The following is a 19,964-nucleotide window of genomic DNA, read 5'->3' as shown; positions in this document are numbered from 1 at the left end:
GAGGGACATTTCCGATCCTGGAGCAGGCCTCGCTAGCCTCGGTGCTCATGGCCCCCGACACGGCACCACTGCGCGTCGTGCAGTGGGCGACGGGCAATATCGGCGCACGCTCCTTGCGGGGGATCATGGAGCATCCCCACCTCGAGCTGGTGGGGGTGTGGGTACACGACCAGGCCAAGGTGGGGGTGGATGCCGGAGAGCTGGCCGGTGTCGAGCCGTGCGGCCCGGTGGCCACCAACTCCGTCGACGCCGTGCTCGCACTCGGTGCCGATTGCGTCCTCTACATGCCCCGCGCCCTCGACGCGGACGTCCTCTGCCGGATTCTCGCGTCCGGTGCCAACGTCGTCACCACGAGAGGCGAGTTCCACCACCCGCCGACGATGGACCCAGAGTTGCGCACGCCCGTCGAGGCAGCGTGCTCGCAGGGCGGTACGTCGATCCACAGCACCGGGGTGAGTCCGGGATTCATCACCGAGGCCGTTCCCCTCGTCTTCAGCTCGATCCAGCGGCGGCTGGGTGGCATCCGGATCGAGGAGTACGCCGATCTTTCGCCGCGGAACTCTCCCGAGTTGCTCTTCGAGGTGATGGGGTTCGGACGACCACCCACGGCCATCGGCCCGGAACGGCTCGAGCACGGGCGCACGAGCTTCGGCCCGTCGCTTTGTGTGGTGGCCGACGCACTGGGCACCCCCCTCGATGGCCTGGAAGCGGGAGGGGCGATGGCGGTTGCGCGGCGTGACGTCGAGATCGCCGCCGGCCCCATAGCGGCCGGCACGGTCGGCGCGCAGCGGATCTCCGTGACCGGCCTGCGCTCCGGGCAACCGTTCCTTCAGTTCACGGCCACCTGGTACTGCACCACCGACATCGAGGCCGACTGGCACCTGGGAGCGACAGGCTGGCGGGTCGTGGTGGACGGCGATGCCCCCCTCGACGTGGCCATGCCGTTCCCCGTCACACTCGACGAGATGGCTGCGACCACTCCCAGCTACACCGCCAACCGGGCGGTCAACGCCGTGGCCCCCGTGTGCGCGGCCCCGCCGGGTATTCGCCCATCCACCGATCTGCCGCCGCTGGTGGCCCGTGGTGTGGTGGTGACCCCGCCTACGCCGCGTACGCGGGCATGACCTGGGTGGCGAAACGCTCGATCTGCGCTCGACCCTCGGCCGGCCATCCGCAGACCAGGTAGCCATAGCCGGCGTCGTGCCACTTGGCGGCGTGCTTGCTTGCGGTGTCGAGGTCGTCCAACGAGAGTGAACTCGCCCGCGTGATGGCCGCGGGGTCGCGCCCGGCATCGGTGGCCAGACGGTCGACGAGCTCATTGGCCTCGACGAGCGAGGAAGGGGAACCCCAGGCGTGCCAGACGTCGGCGAATCTCGCCACCAGAGGCAGCGTCCGCCGGGGGCCGGATCCGCCGATCCAGATCGGGGGGTGGGGCCGCTGGACGGGGCAGGGCAGGACCTGGGCATCTCGCAGCGAGACCGACTTGCCTTCGTAGGTGACGACCTCGCCGGTGGCCAGACGGGTGACGATTTCGAGGGTGTCCTCCAGCAGGTCGAATCGGTTGCCGGTCGCCGGGAACGGGAATCCCAGCTCGTCGTGTTCTTCCTGGAACCAGGCCGCCCCGAAGGACAGCTCCAGTCGCCCACCGGAGGCATGGTCGATGGTCATGGCCTGGGTGGCGTAGAGCGACGGATGGCGGTAGGTGACCCCGGCCACGAGCAGGCCGAGCCTGATTCGGGAAGTGAGGCCGGACAGGGCGGCCAGGGTCGTCATCCCCTCGAACGTCTCGCCCGGACCTTCGCCGTACATCGGGCGAAAGTGGTCGAAGCCCCAGGCGCCGTCAAAGCCGAGCTCCTCAGCGAACCGCACGCGACTCACCAGCTCGTCCCAGCTCACCCGCTGCTGGGCCACGTCCAAACCGAATCTCATCACGAGTCTCCTTCGAATCGGGTCGCTCGGCGGGCGATCAGCCATTGGTCGCCGACCCGGCGGAAGGTGTCGTGGTACCGGCCCACCATCACGATCGACCAGGCGCCCTTGTCGAGGACCGTGAACACCAGGTCGCTCACCGCATCCACTTCGTCGACGGAACGGGCTGCCAACGCGGTGTTGGCGACCAGGTGCCGCTGCGGCTTGACGGGGCGCCACCGGGCGAACGCCTCGGCGATCTCGGCGTGGCCGGTGAACGTTCCGAAGCCGGGCAGCTCGCACACACCGTCCGGGCAGAACGTCGCCACCAGGTCGTCGGTGCGCCCGTCGTCGAGGGCTTGGGCGTAGCGGGCGATCGTGGACCGCACGCCCTCGGCAGTAGCAGCATCGACGCTCATGGCAGCTCCTTTATCGACATCTCCAGCGGGTTCACATTGACCTTGGCCAGCTTGGGGAGCAAGGCCCGGTGTGGGTCACCGGCCAGGTAGCGGTCGATCACCCGGTGGAAGTTGGAGATGTGCCCTTCCATCTGCTCCGACAAGCGCAGCACGTCGAACGCCCGAGCGTGGAGCCCCAACTGCTGGCGCGGCAGGTTGGAGAAGTCCTGGCGGGGGATCGGGGGGAACCGGGGGTCGTCGTGTGGCCAAATCTCGGGCCGCTCCGGGGGGTCGTAATCGTCGTCGTCGTGCCTTCGGGTGAGCGACCAGATCTCCATGAGCGTCTCCTCCGGCCCGAGCGGCCGAAAGCGATAGGACGACGCGCTGCTGTACATGGGCAACACGAAGAAGTGGGGAAAGGCGTACCCCATGGGCTCGTTGCGACCCTCGGCTTCGAGTTGGTTGAGATCCGGCATGCGCGCGCCGCGGGCACGATGGGCATGAACGACCTCGTCGTTGAAGGTCCGGTGCCAGGTGCTCATGACCTCGTCGGCGTCCCCGCTGAGTTGGATGCGCTCGCCCAGTCGTTCGGCGATGGCAACGTCGTCGGCGTGTACCATACCCGCCATGCCGGTGCTCATGGCCCGCAGGTAGCGAAGCTCGCCGGCGAGGAACACCTCCGGCGCAAGGGAGCCGTCACGGGCGGGAAACCGTTCGGGAATGCCGAGTTGGGGATGGGTCTGGAGCACGTGGTACTGCTCGACGAAGGCTTCCTCGGCCAGCTTCCAGTTGACCGGCAGCCGACAGGCGTACCACCACTCGGCCCGCATCGCCTCCACTTCCCAAGCATCCAGAATCGTGGCGACAGGCTCCAATGACGCCCGCAACCCCGGTGCTTCGGGATCGAGGTTGATCCACGCGCAACCCCCCCAGGTATCGGCCTGCACCGGGACGAGGTCGATGCCGTCGGTCACGTTGTGATCGGAAAAGGCCCGGCGGCGAGGGATCCCCAGGTTGCGCCCGTCGGGACCGTAGGACCATCCGTGGAACGGGCAGACGAAACGCCCCGGGCAGTTTCCGGATCCCTCGGCCACCCGGACGCCCCGGTGGCGACAGGTGTTGTGAAAGGCGGCCACCCCGCCATCGGCTCGGCGTACCACCACGACCGACTGGTCGAGGATGTCGTACACGGCGAAGTCGTTCTCTTCGGGAATCTCCTCGAGTCGGCAGGCCATCTGCCACACCCGCGGCCACAGCCGCTCGGCCTCAAGAGCGAAGAACTCCGCGTCGTAGTACCGCTCGGGACGCAATTGATCAGGCACCTCCACGGCGAACGGAACGTGCGCTGCGGAGGTCATCTCGTCACCATAGCCCGCCGGGTTTGGCAGGGAGAATGGGACTCCCGGCCTGCGAGAAGGGAATTGACGGACCCACCAGAGGGCAGGGCATCATGGATGCCGATGAGCGATCGGGCACGCCATTTCAGGGGACGGACGGTGGTGGTCACCGGAGCAGGACGCGGCCTCGGACGGGCCTACGCTCTGCTCCTGGCCGAGTTGGGGGCCACGGTGGTGGTCAACGACCGAGGCACTGGCGTCGGCGGCCACGGGGCCGACGGGGCCCCGGCCGCCCGGGTGGTGGAGGCCATCACCACCGCGGGCGGCAGCGCGGTGGCCGACGCCAGCGACGTGGCGGACCCGGACGGGGCCGCAGCCATGATCCACACCGCCATCGAGGTGGGGGGTCGGTTGGACGCCGTGATCAACAACGCCGGGATCATGCGTTGGGGAGGTCCCGACAAGACCGATCCCGCCGACCTCGACGACCATGTGGCCGTACACCTGAGCGGCGCCTTCAACACCACTCGGGCGGCCTGGCCGCACTTCGTGGAACGCGGCTACGGCCGGGTGGTCAACACCGCGTCCACGGGGATGCTCGGGCTGGCCACCAACCTGGCCTACGCCGCAGCCAAGGGCGGTGTGGTCGGCCTCAGTCGCAGCCTGGCCGTGGCCGGACGCCGCCACGGCATCCGGGTCAACGTGCTGGCTCCGGCGGCCATGACCCGAATGGCCGGCCCCGGCGCCGCCCTCCCGAACGACGCCGCCACCAACCACCCCTTGGATCCGGCCCTCGCCGCCCCGATGGCTGCCCTGCTCGCCCACGAGGACTGCCCGGTTTCCGGCGAGATCCTGGTGGCGGGCGGCGGGCGGTTCTCCCGACTGTTCTTCGCCTCGACTCCGGGATGGCTCACGGGCGGCGCACCCCCTTCGCTGGACGACCTCCTCGATCATTGGGATGTGATCACCTCCGAGGCGAACTACACCGTGCCCGCCGATCTCGGTGCCTGGTCGGCCCAATTCCTGGACCATGTCGAGGAGCTCGAGTGACGCTTCGGTTGCCGGAGCCGGTACATGGGCACCGGCCGGCCGCTCACGACGTTCCCTTCGTCTCCTTCGCCGTTCGGAGTTCTCGCTTGAGCACCTTGCCCGACGGGTTTCGGGGCAAGGCGTCGGGAAAGTGGACGGCCACGGGGACCTTGAACTTGGCCAGTCGACCCCGGCACCACTCGATCAGCTCATCACCGGACACCCCGGTGCCGGAGCGACGCACGACGTAGGCCACCGGCACCTCTCCCCATCGGTCGTCGGGGCGACCGACCACCGCGGCCTCGAGCACGGCAGGATGCTCGTAGAGCACCCGCTCCACCTCCGAGCTTGCGATGTTCTCGCCCCCCGAGACGATCATGTCCTTCAGTCGGTCGACGATGAACAGGTAGCCGTCCTCATCGAGCACGCCCACGTCGCCGGTGTGGAACCATCCCCCGGCAAAGGCCCGGTCGGTGGCCTCCGGGTCACGCCAGTACCCGGGAAACACCTTCGGTCCGCGCAGCACCACCTCCCCGGCAACGCCGGCGGGCACTGACGAGCAGGCCTCGTCCCAGATCTGAATCTCGAGGTAGAGGCAGGCGCGCCCGCAACTGCCGAGTTTGGTGATGGTGCTGTCGCGGTCGAGAAACGTGTCGCCCGAGACCGTCTCGGTCAGGCCGTAGGCATCAGCGAACCAGGCATTGGGGAACACCCGCCGCAATCGCTCGATGAGGGGGATCGGCATCTTCTCGCCACCGCCGATCACCAGTCGGATCGACGACAGATCGCGCTCTTCAATGCCGTCCAGGTCCAGGATTGCGTTGACCATGGCGGGCGCCAGCCACACCACCGTGACCCCTGACCGCTCGATCTCGTCGACCACCGCGGTCGCGTCGAAAGTTCGATGCACCACCGTGGAGGCGCCGGCGGCAACCAGGGTGGTGGTGGTCAGGTCGAGGGCGCCGACGTGGTAGAGCGGCCCGCAAGCCAGGCCGATGTCGGTCGAGGTGAAGGCGAACTCCACGAGGTGGGCCAGGTTCTTCCACGCCAGGTTGGCGTGAGTGATCATCACGCCCTTGGGCCGTCCGGTGGTGCCCGACGTGTACATCAGGCGGTGCAGGTCATCGGCACCCGCGGCCTCCCGTCCGATGGCCTGGGTGCCGCGGACGTCGTCCAAAGCGGTCCAGTTCCCGTTTTCCACCGTGCCTATCGACCACCGCTCGGGGGCCGAGTCGAGCACGGCGATCGCGGCGTCGGCCACCCCGACCAGCCCGGCGTCGGCCACCACCGCCACCGCCTCGCTGTGGCCGAGGATGTAAGCGACCTCGGGGGCCGCCAGCCGCCAGTTGATCGGCATGAGGGCGGCACCGACGTGATTCACCGCGAACATCACCTCGAGGAACTCGATGCTGTTGTAGGCCAGCAGGCCGACCACCGAGCCGTCTTCGACACCGCGGTTCCGCAAGCCTGCCGCGAGCCGGGCCGACCGATCGAGCATCTCCCCGTACGTGATCGTCTCGGCACCCATCGACGCCAGCAGGGCGTCGGGGGAACGGTGAGCATGATGCTCGAGGACGGCGCAGAAATTCACGTCCGGGGTCATCGGGCCATGCTCGGGCACCTGGGCAGGCCGGGAGCGAGCCATCACGGCGCGGCGTAACCGCCGTCCACCACCAAGGCGGTTCCCGTGGTCCACCCGGCGGCCTCGCCCGCCAGGTATTCGTAGGCCCCGGCCACGTCCACAGCCTGGCCGAGCCCCAGGGGGTGGCGGGAGGCAATGGGATCGAGCGCGCCGTCGGGAAGGTCGTCGTGAATGGCGGATCGAAACGTCCCCGGGCACACACAGTTGACCCGAATCCCGTCGCGGGCGTATTCCACCGCCGCGACCTTCACGAGCTGGATGACCGCGGCCTTGGTGGCACAGTAGGGCGCGCTGTGGCTCCATGCGGTCATGCCCGCCACCGACGCGGTGAGCACGATCGAGCCGAACCCCTGCCGCCGCATCGGCCCGACGGCGGCCGCAATCCCGTTGGCCGCCCCCATCACGTTGACCGCGAACGACCGGTGCCAGTCGGCTTCGGTCTGGTTGTGAATCCGGCCGTTGGGGGCCAGCACCCCGGCGTTTCCGATGTAGGCGTCGAGTCGACCGAAGCGACCGACGGCATGGTCGACGACGGACTGCACGGCAGCGGCGTCGCTCACGTCGGCGAGCACCGAGTCCACCGAACCTCCACCCCCGACGGCGGCGACCGTGGCGTCAAGGCCGGAGGGGCTGACGTCGCTCAGCACGAGGGCGATGCCGGGATGGGCGGCGAACCGGGTGGCGATGGCCGTGCCGAGGGCGCCACCGGCGCCGGTGATGACTACCACGCGGGTCCCATGGTCGGACGTTTCAGACAAGGAGATACCCCCCATCGACGGTGAGGACCGAACCGGTCACGAACGACGACGCCTCCGACGCCAAGAAGAGGTAGGCGCCGGTCAACTCGGCGGGGTCCCCCCAACGCCTAAGGGCGGTGTGACCGGTGATGCGCTCGGACAGCGCCGGATTGCGCATCCAACCCTCCGTGAGCGGGGTGTCGAACCACCCGGGCGCCACGACATTGACCGTGACCCCGGCAGCGGCCAGATCCAGGGCCAGCGCCTTGGCCGTGGCGACCATGCCCGCCTTCGAGGCCGAATAGGCGGCCAGCCCGGCGCGGGGCCGCTCGCCAAGCACCGACCCCGTGAAGATCAATCGCCCACCGGGCCCAAGGTGAGCGGCAGCAGCCCGGGCCCCGAGAAAGGCACCGGTGAGATTGACGTCGAGCACCTGCCGCCACTGCTCGGGGGTGGTCTCCAGCGGCCCCCCGACGGTCGGCGCCACCCCCGCGTTGGCGATCCAGACGTCGAGCCCACCCCAGGCCGCCACCACCTCGCCCGCCACTCGGTGGTTGAAGTCGGCATCGGTGACATCGCCCGCCAGTGCGAGCGCGTCGCCGGGCAACGCGGCGCTCACCCGCTCAAGGTCGGGCGCCGACCGGGCGACGAGGGCGACCTGGGCGCCGGCCCGACTGAAGGCGTGGGCGAGCGCTTCACCCAGACCACGACTGGCACCGGTGAGGACGACCCGGCGTCCGGAGAGGTTCGCCCCTTCGGATCGGTGATCGGAGACGACCATCGGCTCAGCAGCCCAGCGCCCGGGCGATCACCATGTGCTGGATCTCGTTGGTACCCTCACCGATCTCCAGCACCTTGGCGTCGCAGTAGAACCGGGCGACATCGCTGTCGAGCATGTATCCCGAGCCACCGTGAATCTGCACCGCCTCCGACGCCGCACGAACGGCCACCCGACTGGCCTGGAGCTTGGCCATCGCCGCTTCCTTCATGAAGGGCCGACCCGCATCCCTGAGGTAGGCGGCCCGATAAGTGAGCCATCGGGCCGCCTCCAGTTCCGTGGCGATGTCGGCCAGCTTGAAGGCAATGGCCTGATGCTGGGCGATCGGCCGGCCGAACTGCACCCGGCTGCCGGCGTGGTCCAGGGCCAGATCGAGCACCGCCTGGGTGAGGCTGAGCGAGAGGGCGGCAATGGAAATCCGGCCCACCTCCAGGGTGCCGAGGAACTGCCCGAGGCCCATGGCCGGGTCACCCACCAGGTGGTCGTCGCTCACCCACACATCGTCGAAGTACAACTCCCGGGTGTCGAGCCCCCGCCACCCGATGCCCGCCATCTTCGGCCCCATCGTGAATCCCGGGGCATCCCTTTCGACCACGAATGTCCCGTACCGGGGCCGAGCCTCCTCGCCGTCTCCGGTTCGGGCCAAGAGCGTCACGCCGAACGACATGTCGGTCCCGGCATTGGAGATGAAGGTCTTGCGGCCGTTGATCAGCCAACCCCCGTCGCGGGGCTCGGCCCGGGTGCGGATGCCGCGGGCGTCGGAGCCGGCATCCGGCTCGGTGAGCCCGAACGCCCCGAGCGCGGTGCCTTCGGCCAGCGGGCGCAACCAACGGTCGCGCTGGGTGTCGGAGCCGAACATCAGCAAGGGCAGCGATCCGATGGTGGCGTGCGCTTGCCACGCCGCCGCGCAGGACTGATCGGCAAGGCCGATCTGCTCCATGGCGGCCACGAAACCGACGGTGGTCATGCCGATGCCACCCCACTCGGGGGGCACGAGCATGCCGAGCAGGCCCATCGATCCCATCTCGCGCAGCAGGCCGGTGTCACACCGACCCTCGTGCCACGCAGTGGGTGCTCGGGTGGCGATTTCCCGCTGGGCGAACACTCGGCACAGATCCGCCAGCTCCTGTTCATCGGAACTGAGCGAAAAATCCATCGGCTCGATTCTATTTCTCTCGTCGCCCCGCACTGCTCGGCCCGACCGAAAGCCGGTGCCGATCCAGGCGACGCGCCAACGGCGGCGAGTTGGCCGTGGCCCGCTCACGGGAGACCATTGTCGAAACCTGTTGGGCTTTCCCAGGGAAAGGGATCACCACATGAGCGAGCGATGGGCCAACCGGCCCCAGGGTTCCACCTGGGGCGACTGGGGCGACGACGACGAGCTGGGCCGGATCAACCTCCTCACCCCGGCCAAGGTGCTGGAGGGGGTGAACGAGGTGGTCGAAGGCCTCAGTTTCTGTCTGAGCCTGCCCCTCGACTTCCCCGGCGGCACGGTGCTCAACCAACGTCGCCACCCTCCCAGGATCGCCCCCACCGAGGACATGGACGGCACCCGGGACACCTTCTACAACGTACACATGAGCGAGATGGCCGACTACGGCGATCCGAAGTACGTGGACGTCTGGGCCGACGACGTCGTCACCCTGTCGCTGCAGTACTCCACCCAGTGGGACTCGTTGGCCCACGTGGGGGCCGAGTTCGACGTCGACGGCGACGGGGTGGACGAGGCCGTCTACTACAACGGTTACCGTGCCGGGGTCGACCTGGTCGGACCCAGCACCGACGCCCGCGGCGACGGCTCGGGCCACGCCTGCTTCGCCCACCACCTCGGCCTCGAGCACATGGCCTTCCACGGCGTCCAGGGCCGGGGGGTGCTGATCGACCTTCGCCACCACCTCGGCCTGGACTGGCGTCCGGTCAACTTGGCGATGCTGCGGGAGATCATGGACGCCGACGGGGTGGTCGTCGAGCCCGGCGACATGGTCTTGTTCCACACCGGCTTCGCCACTCAAGTCCTGGAGTGGGACAAGAACCCCGATCCCCGCACCATCTTCACCACCGCCGGCTACCTCGACGCCCACGACGACGCCCTGCTCGAGTGGATCGCCGAGTCCGGTCTCAGCGCGCTGGTGGCCGACAACTACGCGGTGGAAGGCCTGCTCGGCAAGGACCGTGACCCGAGCCGCCACTCCTTCCTCCCCATCCACCACCTGTGCTTGTTCAAGCTCGGGGTGCCGCTGGGCGAGATGTGGTACCTGGCCGAGCTGGCCGCCTGGCTGCGACAACACGGCCGCAGCAGATTCCTGCTCACCGCGCCCCCGCTGCGCCTGCCCGGCATCGTCGGATCGCCGGTGACCCCGATCGCCACCGTCTGACGGCTCCGGTCGGAGCAGTTCGGCTCAGCCGGCGCGATCGAACACGAAAGCCGCGTAGTCGGTGGCCCGCACCCGCTCGAACTCCTTGAACAGCTTGGGGCGTCCGCCCGAGTTGAGGAGGTACTTCCGGGGCTTGCCGGGGATGTTGGCCCCGAAGTAGTAGCTGCCCTCGCCGAAGGGGGAATGCTCGGCCCCCCGGTCGACCATGTCGGTCCAACGCTCCTCGGCGTCGGCGGTGACCGCGACCACGGCTTCGCCCCGCGCCCGCATGCGCTCCAGCAGCTCGTGGACGAACTCGACCTGGTCGCCGTTGTAGCGCGGGTTGTTGCCCGCGGCGGCGTGCGGCCCACCGGGAAAGAACAGATTGGGGAACCCGTGCGTCATCAGGCCGAGGAAGGTCCTGGGCCCGTCGGCCCACCGATCGGTGAGCGGTCCGTCGGGACCGACGATGCCCAGGCGGTGCAGGGCCCCGGTGCCGAAGTCCCACCCGGTGGCCCACACGATCACGTCGAACTCCTCGTGGCCGGCGGTGGTCTCCACCCCGGTGGCGGTGATGCGCGTGATCGGCGTCTCGGCCAGGCTCACCAGCCGCACCTTGGGATTGTTGAACGCCTCGTAGTAGCCGGTGACGAACGGTGGCCGCTTCTCGGAGTAGCCGTGATCGGTGGGGATGAGCTTCTCCGCGGTGGCGGGATCCGACACGATGGCCCGGATCTTGTCGGCGATGAAGGCACACCATTCGGCGTTTGCGGCCGGGTCGAGCGTCAGGTCGAGGTAGTTGCTGGTGAGTTTGGTGAAGCCCGGACTGGCCCACATCCGCTCGTAGAACGCCCGCCGGGCTTCGGCGTCGTCGTCAAAAGTGGACCGATCGTGGGCTTCGTGGAGGAACCCGTGAAGCGAGGTGTCCAACTTCTCCTTCAGCTCGGGAAAGTTCACCCGCAACTCCGCCTGTTGGGCCGGGGTGACGGGCGAGTTGTTCAGCGGGGTACACCAGTTGGCGGACCGCTGGTAGACGGTCAGCGAGGCCACCTCGTCGACCATGGCCGGTACCACCTGCACCCCGCTGGAACCGGTGCCGATGACCGCCACGCGCTTGTCGGTGACATCCACCCCGGTGGCCGGCCAACGGCCGGTGTGATGGGACTCTCCGCCAAAGTCCGCCCGGCCCTCGATGGCAGGAAAATACGGCACCGACAGCACCCCGGTGGCGGCCACCACGTGGCGCGCCCAGTGGGCCGACCCGTCGGAGGTCTCGACGTGCCAGCGAGCGGCTTCACCGTCCCAGTGTGCGCCCACCACCGTGGCGCCGAATCGCATGTGCCGCCGCAGGTCGAATCGGTCGACCACGTGGTTGAAGTAGCGTTCCGTCTCGGGCTGCCCGGCGTAGTGCTCGCTCCACTCCCACTCCTCGTAGAGTTCGCGCGAGAACAGGAACCCGTAGCTGTAGCTCTCGGAATCGAAACGGGCGCCCGGGTAGCGATTCCAGAACCAGGTTCCGCCCGGCCCGTCCCCGGCGTCAACCAGCCGAACCGACCACCCGGCCTGCACCGCCAGGTAGAGCTGGTGAATACCGGTCACGCCACCGCCGATGATGAGCAGGTCGAGTTCGGTGGTCTCCTGCCTGTCCGTGGGGGACCGGGGGTCAAGTGGGGCGTCAGGCTCGGCGAGGTCGCTCACGAGTGCTCTTGAACCGATATGGCCCGGGACGGACACCTCATCTCGGCCTCGCGCACCGCACCGCGGTCCTCGTCGGCAACGGCGTCGACCAGGACGTGGGCGAATCCCTCGGCGTCATCGATGGCGAACACCGCAGGGCACAACGCCACGCAGACCCCGTGCCCGCCGCACACATCGTCGTCGACGGTGACCCTCATCGAGCCGGAGCCCCGACCGGCTCGAAGCGCAGCCCGAGATGGGTGAGGCCCCGCAGGATGAAGGTGGGCACGTACGTGAAGGCCCGGGCTTCGGGAGGGCCGTGGATTTCTTCGTCGATGCGGATGTCGATGGTCCGGTCGAGGATCCGCTCGAGGCTGATGCGGGCTTCCGAGCGGGCCAGGGGCGCCCCGGGACACGTGTGGGCGCCTCGCCCGAAGGCCAGGTGATGGCGGGCGTTGTCCCGCTCGATGTCGAGGGTGTGGGGGTCGGGAAAGCGACCGGGGTCGCGATTGGCCGCCGAGTTCAGGACCATCACCGTCGTGCCCGCCCCGATGTCGACGCCGCCGATGGTGCTCGGCCGTCTCGACAGTCGGAAGTCGCCTTTGACCGGGCTCTCGATGCGGAGCGTCTCCTCCACGAAGTTGGGGATCAACGATGGGTCGTCGCGCACCCGTCGCTGCAGATCGGGGTCCTCGGCCAGGTAGCGCAGCATGGTCGACAGCAAGCGCACGGTCGTCTCGGTGCCGGCGGCGAACACGTTGGCGGCAATGCGGACCACGTCCAGCACCTCCGGTGTGGAACCGTCCGGGAAGGTGGCGGTGGCCAGGCCGGTGATCACGTCGTCGGCCGGGTTGGCCCGCCGGTCCTCGACGTAGGCGGAAAACTGCTCGTAGAGGAACTCCAGCGGGTTCTTGGCCATGGCCTCCTCGTCGGTGCCCCCGATGCTGTGGTCGTCGGGCCGGTGCAGCATCTCCCGGCGGAACCGCTCCCGGTCCTCGTCGGGCACGCCCATGAGGTCGGCCACCACCAACAAGGCGAACGGCTGGGCGAACTGGCTGATGAACTCGCATTTCCCCGAACCGAGGAAGGTGTCGAGCTGCCGGTCGGCGAGGCGCACCATGTACTCCTCGTTCTCCTTGAGGCGCTTCGGGGTGATCAGCCGCATGAGGAGCGAGCGATGAGCGGTGTGCTTCGGAGGATCGAAGGTGATGATCTGATCGGCCATCGGCAGGTCGTCGCGATGGGCCTCGATGACCGCGCTCACGTCGTCGCCCTCCATGGGCGCCGAGATGCCGGGGAACGGGCCCGAGACCGAATTGCACGCCGAGAACAGCTCCGAGTCGTTGTAGATCTCGACGGCCTCGTCGTACCCGGTGACCATCATCACCCCGTGGTGCGGCTCCCGGTGAACGGGGCAGGCCGAGCGCAGGTCGTCGAAGTACCCGTACGGGTCCACGACCAGGTCCGGGTCGGTGAAGAAGTTGGCGTCGATGTCGGCCATCGTCGGTCCTTTCGGGGAAGGCGTTCTCGTCAGGTCTTGGCCACGGTGTCGGATCGGGCGATGGCCCGCTGGTCGGTCCCGAGATAGCTGGCGATCACCGCGGGGTCGTTGCGCACGGCGTCGGGGGTGCCTTCGGCGATGACCTGCCCGGCCTCCAGGCAGTACACCCGGTCGCTGATGCCCATGATGAAGGGCATGTCGTGCTCGATGACCAACAGCGACGCCCCCAACTCTTCGCGAATGCGCAGGATCAGCGGGGCGAACGCCTCGGTCTCCCGCTGGGCGATGCCCGCGGTGGGCTCGTCGAGGCACAATATCTTCGCCTCCAGGGCCACCAGGCACGCGAGTTCCACGATGCGACGGGTACCCGTGGACAGCTCGCTGATGAACGATGACCCATAGCGGCCGAGGCCGAAGAAGGCGATCAGGTCGTCGGCCTCACCGCTCTTGGTGCGCTCGCGTCGGCGAGCCGACGGAAGGCCGAGCACCGTCGGGATCACCTGCGACCGCCCCCGAGCCTCGAGCGCGACCAGGATCGTCTCGCGAACTGTGAGGTCGGGGAAGAGGTCGGCCTGTTGGAAGGTGCGCCCCAGCCCGAGGCCCGCCCGCCGGCTCGGCGAGAAGCCCTTGACATTCCTGCCGAAGATGGCCACCGAACCGGTCGAGGGCACGAAGCCACCCACGGCGTTCATCAGGGTCGACTTGCCCGCCCCGTTCGTGCCGATCAAGCCGACCACCTCACCGGGACGAACCTCCAGATCGACGCCCGACACCGCCCGCACACCGCCGAACGACACGCTCACCTGTCGCGTTTCCAGGGCGGCGGCGGCGCCGTCGGCGGCCGCGTGAGTGGCCACCCGCGCCGGAATGGGGGCGTCCACCCGATCCACCGGACGTTCGGGGAGCCTGCGGGCCGCCGCGGCGAAGATGGCGTCCCGCAGCGAGTAGGCCACCTGGATGAGGCCGCCGGGGAGATACATCAACAAGATGAGCAGCCCCACGCCCGAGGTCAGCAGCCGGATCTGGTCGGTGTCCCCGAACAACGCGGGCAGGCCGACCACCCACAGCGCACCCAGCACCGCGCCCCAGATCGAGGAAAGACCGCCGATCACGGCGATGGCCACCACCCGGAGAGACTCGTCGGGCCCGAACGCCTCGCCCCCGAATTGGACTCGCAGCCCGGCCAAGAGGCCACCCGCCAGCCCGGCGAGCATCCCGGCCATGGCGAACGCCAACAGCTTCATGCGCGCCGGGGACACCGTGTAGGCGGCGGCGTTCTGCTCGTTGTCGCGCACCGCGATGAGGGAGCGACCCACCCCGCTGGCGCGAACCTTGCTCAGCAGCAATGCGCATGCGCACAGCACGCCGAGGCACACGAAGTAGTAGGTGCGCTGCGACACCAGATCGAAGCTGTCCCCCCAGCGGGCCCGGGGCAGCCGAACGATGGAATCGCCCCCGGTGAGGGCGTCGCGCCTGAAGAGCCAGTTCTCGGCCATCACGGCGAAGGCCAGCGTGGTGATGGCCAGGAACAGTCCGCGCACGCGCAGCGCCGGCAATCCGACGATGACGGCTACCACCAAGCACACCACCGCGGCCAGCACCAGGGCCCACTCGAACGAGACCACGGGAATCTCGACGTCGAATACCCACCATTGGAACTCCAGACCCCGCACGAGCGCCGTGGTGACGAACGCTCCGACCCCGGCGAACGCGAACTGGCCGAGCGAGAGCTGGCCGGCCCAGCCGGTCAACAGCGTCAAGGACATGCCCACGATGGCCAACAGCAGCATCGTGGAGTACAAGAAGTGCCGCGACGGCCGGGTCACGACAAAGGGCAGCACGACGGCAACCAGCAGCGCCACGGTGACCACGATCTGCGGGAGGCGCCGAACCCACCAGAAGGCCTGCAGTTGGGGGGGCACGGGCCGCGTCCGCGGGGCGAACGACATCGACTGGGCCCGATCGTCACCGGCCTCGCGACGAACGAACGAGAGGACGGCCACGAGCACGACCACGAACAAGGCGGCGTCGATGAGGCCCGGCTGGTCGAAGTAGTTCCACAGCGTCACCGCTTCGGCCACACCGATCACAGCACCGGCGCCGAGCGCCACCGGGAGCGACCGCATACGGGCCACCAGCGCGGCCGCCAGGGCCCGCAGCAACAGCCCCGGACCGAGCGCCGCCGCCTCTATGGCCGTGCCCCCACCCTTGAGCGGCGCCACGAGCACGGCGGTGATGGCCGACAACAGGCCCGCCAGTGTCCACACGATGGCCGACATCTTCTTGGTGCTGATGGCCGACATCCGCGCCGCGTCGGCATTGTCCGCCGAGGCCCGGATGGCCGTGCCGTACTTCGTGCGCTCGAGGAACCAGGCCAACGCTATGGTCACAATCGGCACGACGATCAACACCAGCAGGTGGTCGGCTCGTATCCGTATGCCGAGCAGTTCCCACCGATTCTCGAACGGGGCCGGGAAGTCGGCCACCGTGGCCACGCGCGGCAACGACACGCTGATCAGGAACACCACCTGGGCCGCACCCATGGTGGCCACGAACAGGATGACTCGGGCCGACGCGGCCAAGCGGCGGACGACCGTGAATTCGATGACAGCTCCCAGCAGCGCCCCCGCGGCGAGGCCGGCCAAGAGGGCCACCACGTAGGGCACGTCCCATTTGATGGCCAGGAGGGCGAGCAGGGCCGCTCCGAAGGCACCGATCTCGGCGTGGGCAATGTTCACCACCCGGCTGGACCGGAAGATGAGCACCAGTCCGACGGCCATCACCCCGTAGGTGAGGCCGGTTACCGCGCCCGTGAAGACGATTTGCCGGGTGATCTCCACGTCGGGCCTCAGCCTCCGCTCTCGGTCTGTCCGAGGAACACGGCCCGGGCCAGATCGTCGCGCTCGGCCAGTTCTCGGGCCGCGCCCTCGAAGCGGACTTGACCCTTCTCCAGGAAGACGGCCCGGTCGGCCACCGTCAGCGCCACGTTCAAGGACTGCTCGACGATGATCATGGTCTGGCCTTCGGCCCGCAGACGCTCGATCACCTCGAGGAGCTGCTGGACGACCACCGGGGCCAACCCGAGCGACAGCTCGTCGATGATGAGCAGCTCCGGATCGTGCATGAGCGTCATGGCCAGGGCCAGCATTTGCTGCTGGCCACCCGAGAGCTGCCCGGCGGTCTTCCGCCGTCGCTCGGCGAGATCGGGGAACACGTCGTACACCCGCTCGATCCGGCGGTCGCAGTCCGCCCGCTCGTAGCGGAAGCCCGCCATCCGGAGATTCTCCTCGCACGACAAGGTGGGAAACACGGCTTTGCCCCCGGCGAGCTGCACGACCCCGATGCGGGCCCGGACCTCGGGATCGGCGTAGGTGATGGTCCGGCCGTTGAGTCGCACCACGCCCCGCTGGGGCACTCCCAATCCCGAGATAACCCGGAGCACGGTGGACTTGCCCGCTCCGTTGGTGCCGAGCAGGGCGAGCGACTCTCCCTTGCGGACCTCGAAGGCGATGTCGAACAGCACCTGAACCTTGCCGTAGGAGAAGTCCAGATTCCGGACCTGCAGCGTCGGGATGTCCTCGGCGGCGGCCGCCGCCATTCGCTCCGCCTCGTCGCGCTCCTCGTGCAGCTCCTCGATGACCATAGCGATGTCACCCTCGATAAACCGAGAGCCGTACACCATCAGGGATCCGCCGATGAGCGTGGCCGGAAGGATCACGATGGTGAGCGCAGCCCGCTCCCCCAGGGCATCGCTGAGCATGCCGGTGATCACCGCTCCCAGAAAGGCCCCGAACAAGAACATGTAGATGCCGACCAGCGCCGTGCCCCGGGACCGGAGGCGATAGGGGATCACCGCGGCGATCACGCCGGGCAGGATGGCGAACGCCGCCCGCGAGAAGCCGAAGGAGATGGCCAGGAACACACCGAACAGCAAGACCGTCGGCATCCACAGCCCGATCACCTGGAACACGCCCAGGGTGACCACGAGCCCGCCGATGAACACCATGGACCGGGAGGGATGCTCCTTGAACAGGGCGTCGGCGCGCTTGCCGGACACGGCGGCCCCGACGAACCCCGGCAGGATGGTGAGCGAGCCGAAGACGCCACGCTCGAACGGCGTGAGCCCGAAGTGTTCCTCGAGGTGCAGATTGATGAAGATCACGGTGCTGAACAGGGCGAACCCGATGGCCGCCATGCCCGTCAGGTAGTAGTAGAAGGACTGGATCTTGCGCAGACGGGCGAAGGCCACCGACAGCGAGATCGGCAGTTCGTCGTCCTCCTCGGCCAGCTCCTCCCCCAGCACCGCCTGCATCTCGTGGCGGCCCCGGCGGGGCTCGCGCATGGAGAAGGCGGCGAACACCAGCGGAATGCCCGCCAGGCCCATGACGACGAACACCCAGCGCCACGCGTCGTCACCCCCGGCGATGGCCACCGTCACCCCCGCCACCAGCGGGCCCAGCGCCTGGCCGGCCATCTGGAACCAGCCGTTGGTCGCGAAGATCTTCGCCCGCGCCCCGATGGGATACCCGTCCATCAGCATCGGACCGGCCACCGGTATGTAGTACGACTGGCCGAGGCCGGCCCCCACCCGGGCCATGAACAACAAGAAGGCGTTGCTGATGGCCGAAGTGGCCAGGATCACCGCCGACCACAACGACATGGCCACGCCCACCACGAGCTTGCGGGGCACCCGGTCGGCCAGCGAGCTGACCGGGATGGAGCCCAGGAGGAACAGAATGCCGAATGCCCCGCCGATCGCTCCGATGGTGGCGTCGGACACATCGAGCGACTCCTGGATGTCGGGCGCGATGACCGCGAAGGCCGAGGTTTCGAGTACCTCCACGAAACCGAGAAGCCCGATGACCCCGACGAGCCCGAACCCCCCTTGGCGCAGGCCCTGGCGCAGGGTCAACTGCTCGGCATCGAAGGAACCCGTTGTTTCACGCCGACTCGCAGTGGCGGCCCGCTGCTGCGCCTGGCGGCGTTCTTCCTCGTCCAGGACGCCGGCGACCAGCGACGCCGGCGTCCCCGTTTCCGAAGCCTCAGGCATGACCCGAGTTCGGTCCGTAGGCCTCAGGCGCTACTCGAGTTCGGTCCGCGCCCCTTCGATCTCGGTCCAGCAGACGCACTCGGCGCTGAACGTCTTCAGCGTCACGATGTCGGGGGCGTTGTGCTTGTCGTCGCTCCACGAACCGACGATGTCCCCGAGCCGGTAGTCGGTCAAGGTCTCGAACCCCTCGACCAAGGTGGTCTGGTTGAGGGTGCCGTAGGTGTCCTGCGACCAGTTGGCCGCCGCCACCAGGTTGGTCATGAACTCACAGGCACTGGCCACCGCGCTCCACGCATCGCTGTCGCTCTCGTACGACGCCCCGGTCACGGCGCTGAAGCGGTCGTAGCAGTCTTCCCCCTCGAGGTCGGGGCTCAGGCGGTCGAGACCGTAGGTGAGGCCGATGGTGCCGTCGAACGGTTCGGCCACCCGGGAGAACACCGCCTGGGTGGGAGCGGTGAAGACCTGGTTCTCGATGTCGCTGGAGAGCCACTGCGGGTCCCAACCCGCGGCGTCGGCGATGCCGACCGCGGCCGCGTACGCCGAGACCGGCATGAGCGAGAAGACGGTGTCGACCCCGGCGCTTTGCATCCGCTCCACCGCCAGTTCGACCTGACCGCAGGCGGTGCCCTGGCAGGGCAGGGCCAGTTGTTCGGCCAATTCGTAGCCGAGATCGCCGAGCGCGGCTTCGAGAACCTCGGCGGCCACCTCGTGCTCACCGATGTCGCCCCGGATCAGACCGAGGGTTGCCCCTTGCAACGTGCCGTTGGCGTCCAGCATCGAGGGCCAGGCGGCCATCAGCCGCTCGGTGGTCACCGAGTGGGAGAACAGCAGGTCGTTGGAACGGTCGAAGATCGACTGGGGCAGCACGCCCGACAACATGTAGGTGATCCGGTCGTGGCCCTCGGTGGCGCACAGCACCGCTTCCGCCGACACGCCGCCGACGAAGTGGACCACGGCGGCCTCGTCGTCCTCGGTGGCCGCGATGCACGCCGCTTGTTGGTCGGAGGGGGCCGCACCGGGTGGGAACGAATGGAACACCACCTCGATGTCGCGCCCGCCGGCACCCCCGTTCTCGTTGGCGAGTTGCGCGAAGACCCGGTAGTTCTGCTGAAGGTCGCCCAGGAAGGGCAGGATGCCTGCTTCCTCCAGGGCGGTGGTGTCACTGCGCAACACCGCCACGGTGATGGAGTCGTCGGTGATTCCCACCGTCGAGCCCTCGGGCACCACCGGGGGCGGCTCCTCGGTGGGCGCTGGCGCGGGCTCGTCCTCCGACCCGGCCCCACTGGATCCTTCCTCACCGGACGTGTCCTCGGCCGGTTCGGGCTGCGACGGGGCCTCCTCCGGCTCGGGGTCCGCCGGTTCGGCCTGCGGCGGGGCCTCCTCCGGCTCGGCGGCCGTGGGCTCGGGCTGCGACGGGGCCTCCTCCGGCCCCTCGTCGGTCGCTGCCGGATCGTCCGAACTGCTGCAGGCGGCCGCCAGCAACACCGCGGCGAGCAGTGCGCCGAGCACCGTCAGTCGAGAACGCTTCATGGTCCCCCTCCATCTTGCGGGTG

At 68.7% G+C, this 19,964-nt stretch carries 16 protein-coding genes; 3 read left to right on the top strand and 13 right to left on the bottom strand.

Annotated elements, in window-relative coordinates; genetic code table 11:
• Positions 1–47 precede the first annotated feature (47 nt).
• Positions 48–1,124: a dihydrodipicolinate reductase gene (locus tag ACOQPQ_RS12380; protein ID WP_420639735.1), complete on the top strand. Its 1,077-nt coding sequence runs from the start codon at positions 48–50 to the stop codon at positions 1,122–1,124.
• Here ACOQPQ_RS12380 and ACOQPQ_RS12375 read toward each other — a convergent pair.
• The 3 genes from ACOQPQ_RS12375 to ACOQPQ_RS12365 are packed head-to-tail and all read right to left on the bottom strand — an operon-like array spanning position 1,102 to position 3,664.
• Positions 1,102–1,929, bottom strand: a complete 828-nt coding sequence (locus tag ACOQPQ_RS12375) for an LLM class flavin-dependent oxidoreductase (RefSeq protein ID WP_420639734.1) — start codon at positions 1,927–1,929, stop codon at positions 1,102–1,104. The genes ACOQPQ_RS12380 and ACOQPQ_RS12375 overlap by 23 nt on opposite strands.
• The gene (locus tag ACOQPQ_RS12370; protein WP_420639733.1) at positions 1,929–2,327 is read right to left on the bottom strand and encodes a nuclear transport factor 2 family protein; all 399 of its coding nucleotides are present in this window, start codon (positions 2,325–2,327) and stop codon (positions 1,929–1,931) included. Before ACOQPQ_RS12370 ends, ACOQPQ_RS12375 begins: the two co-directional genes overlap by 1 nt.
• Positions 2,324–3,664, bottom strand: coding sequence for an aromatic ring-hydroxylating oxygenase subunit alpha (locus ACOQPQ_RS12365; protein WP_420639732.1), 1,341 nt, complete (start codon positions 3,662–3,664; stop codon positions 2,324–2,326). The genes ACOQPQ_RS12370 and ACOQPQ_RS12365 overlap by 4 nt, the downstream gene beginning before the upstream one ends.
• A 102-nt stretch (positions 3,665–3,766) precedes the next feature.
• Between ACOQPQ_RS12365 and ACOQPQ_RS12360 the strand changes: the two genes are divergently transcribed.
• Complete coding sequence (locus ACOQPQ_RS12360; RefSeq protein WP_420639731.1) at positions 3,767–4,693, top strand: SDR family NAD(P)-dependent oxidoreductase; 927 nt, start codon at positions 3,767–3,769, stop codon at positions 4,691–4,693.
• Positions 4,694–4,736: 43 nt separating this feature from the next.
• Here the strand turns inward: ACOQPQ_RS12360 and ACOQPQ_RS12355 are convergent, their stop codons facing one another.
• Genes ACOQPQ_RS12355 through ACOQPQ_RS12340 form a run of 4 tightly spaced genes read right to left on the bottom strand, consistent with a single transcriptional unit; the run spans position 4,737 to position 8,985 of the window.
• Positions 4,737–6,275, bottom strand: a complete 1,539-nt coding sequence (locus ACOQPQ_RS12355; RefSeq protein WP_420639730.1) for an acyl-CoA synthetase — start codon at positions 6,273–6,275, stop codon at positions 4,737–4,739.
• A gap of 41 nt (positions 6,276–6,316) precedes the next feature.
• Positions 6,317–7,042 (bottom strand): SDR family NAD(P)-dependent oxidoreductase, encoded by a 726-nt coding sequence (locus ACOQPQ_RS12350; RefSeq protein WP_420639729.1) that lies wholly within the window; start codon positions 7,040–7,042, stop codon positions 6,317–6,319.
• Positions 7,043–7,064: 22 nt separating this feature from the next.
• The gene (locus tag ACOQPQ_RS12345) at positions 7,065–7,832 is read right to left on the bottom strand and encodes an SDR family NAD(P)-dependent oxidoreductase (RefSeq protein ID WP_420639728.1); all 768 of its coding nucleotides are present in this window, start codon (positions 7,830–7,832) and stop codon (positions 7,065–7,067) included.
• Positions 7,833–7,836: 4 nt separating this feature from the next.
• On the bottom strand, positions 7,837–8,985 hold the full coding sequence (locus tag ACOQPQ_RS12340; protein ID WP_420639727.1) for an acyl-CoA dehydrogenase family protein: 1,149 nt from the start codon (positions 8,983–8,985) through the stop codon (positions 7,837–7,839).
• Positions 8,986–9,145: 160 nt separating this feature from the next.
• Between ACOQPQ_RS12340 and ACOQPQ_RS12335 the strand changes: the two genes are divergently transcribed.
• Positions 9,146–10,204, top strand: coding sequence for a cyclase family protein (locus tag ACOQPQ_RS12335; RefSeq protein WP_420639726.1), 1,059 nt, complete (start codon positions 9,146–9,148; stop codon positions 10,202–10,204).
• A gap of 24 nt (positions 10,205–10,228) precedes the next feature.
• Here the strand turns inward: ACOQPQ_RS12335 and ACOQPQ_RS12330 are convergent, their stop codons facing one another.
• Genes ACOQPQ_RS12330 through ACOQPQ_RS12305 form a run of 6 tightly spaced genes read right to left on the bottom strand, consistent with a single transcriptional unit; the run spans position 10,229 to position 19,941 of the window.
• A complete protein-coding gene (locus ACOQPQ_RS12330; RefSeq protein WP_420639725.1) occupies positions 10,229–11,881 on the bottom strand; it encodes a flavin-containing monooxygenase in 1,653 nt (550 codons plus the stop codon).
• Positions 11,878–12,078, bottom strand: a complete 201-nt coding sequence (locus ACOQPQ_RS12325; RefSeq protein ID WP_420639724.1) for a ferredoxin — start codon at positions 12,076–12,078, stop codon at positions 11,878–11,880. The genes ACOQPQ_RS12330 and ACOQPQ_RS12325 overlap by 4 nt, the downstream gene beginning before the upstream one ends.
• The gene (locus tag ACOQPQ_RS12320) at positions 12,075–13,361 is read right to left on the bottom strand and encodes a cytochrome P450 (protein ID WP_420639723.1); all 1,287 of its coding nucleotides are present in this window, start codon (positions 13,359–13,361) and stop codon (positions 12,075–12,077) included. Before ACOQPQ_RS12320 ends, ACOQPQ_RS12325 begins: the two co-directional genes overlap by 4 nt.
• Positions 13,362–13,390: 29 nt before the next feature.
• Positions 13,391–16,201, bottom strand: a complete 2,811-nt coding sequence (locus ACOQPQ_RS12315; RefSeq protein ID WP_420639722.1) for an ABC transporter permease subunit — start codon at positions 16,199–16,201, stop codon at positions 13,391–13,393.
• Positions 16,202–16,209: 8 nt separating this feature from the next.
• Complete coding sequence (locus ACOQPQ_RS12310) at positions 16,210–18,411, bottom strand: ATP-binding protein (protein ID WP_420639721.1); 2,202 nt, start codon at positions 18,409–18,411, stop codon at positions 16,210–16,212.
• A gap of 30 nt (positions 18,412–18,441) precedes the next feature.
• Positions 18,442–19,941, bottom strand: coding sequence for an ABC transporter substrate-binding protein (locus ACOQPQ_RS12305; protein WP_420639720.1), 1,500 nt, complete (start codon positions 19,939–19,941; stop codon positions 18,442–18,444).
• Between the last annotated feature and the right edge of the window lie 23 nt (positions 19,942–19,964).

It is taken from the genome of Candidatus Poriferisocius sp. (genome assembly GCF_965219775.1).
GTDB lineage: Bacteria > Actinomycetota > Acidimicrobiia > Acidimicrobiales > Bin134 > Poriferisocius.
Note: the sequence above shows the minus strand (reverse complement) of the source record. Positions and strands in the feature narration are given on the sequence as shown.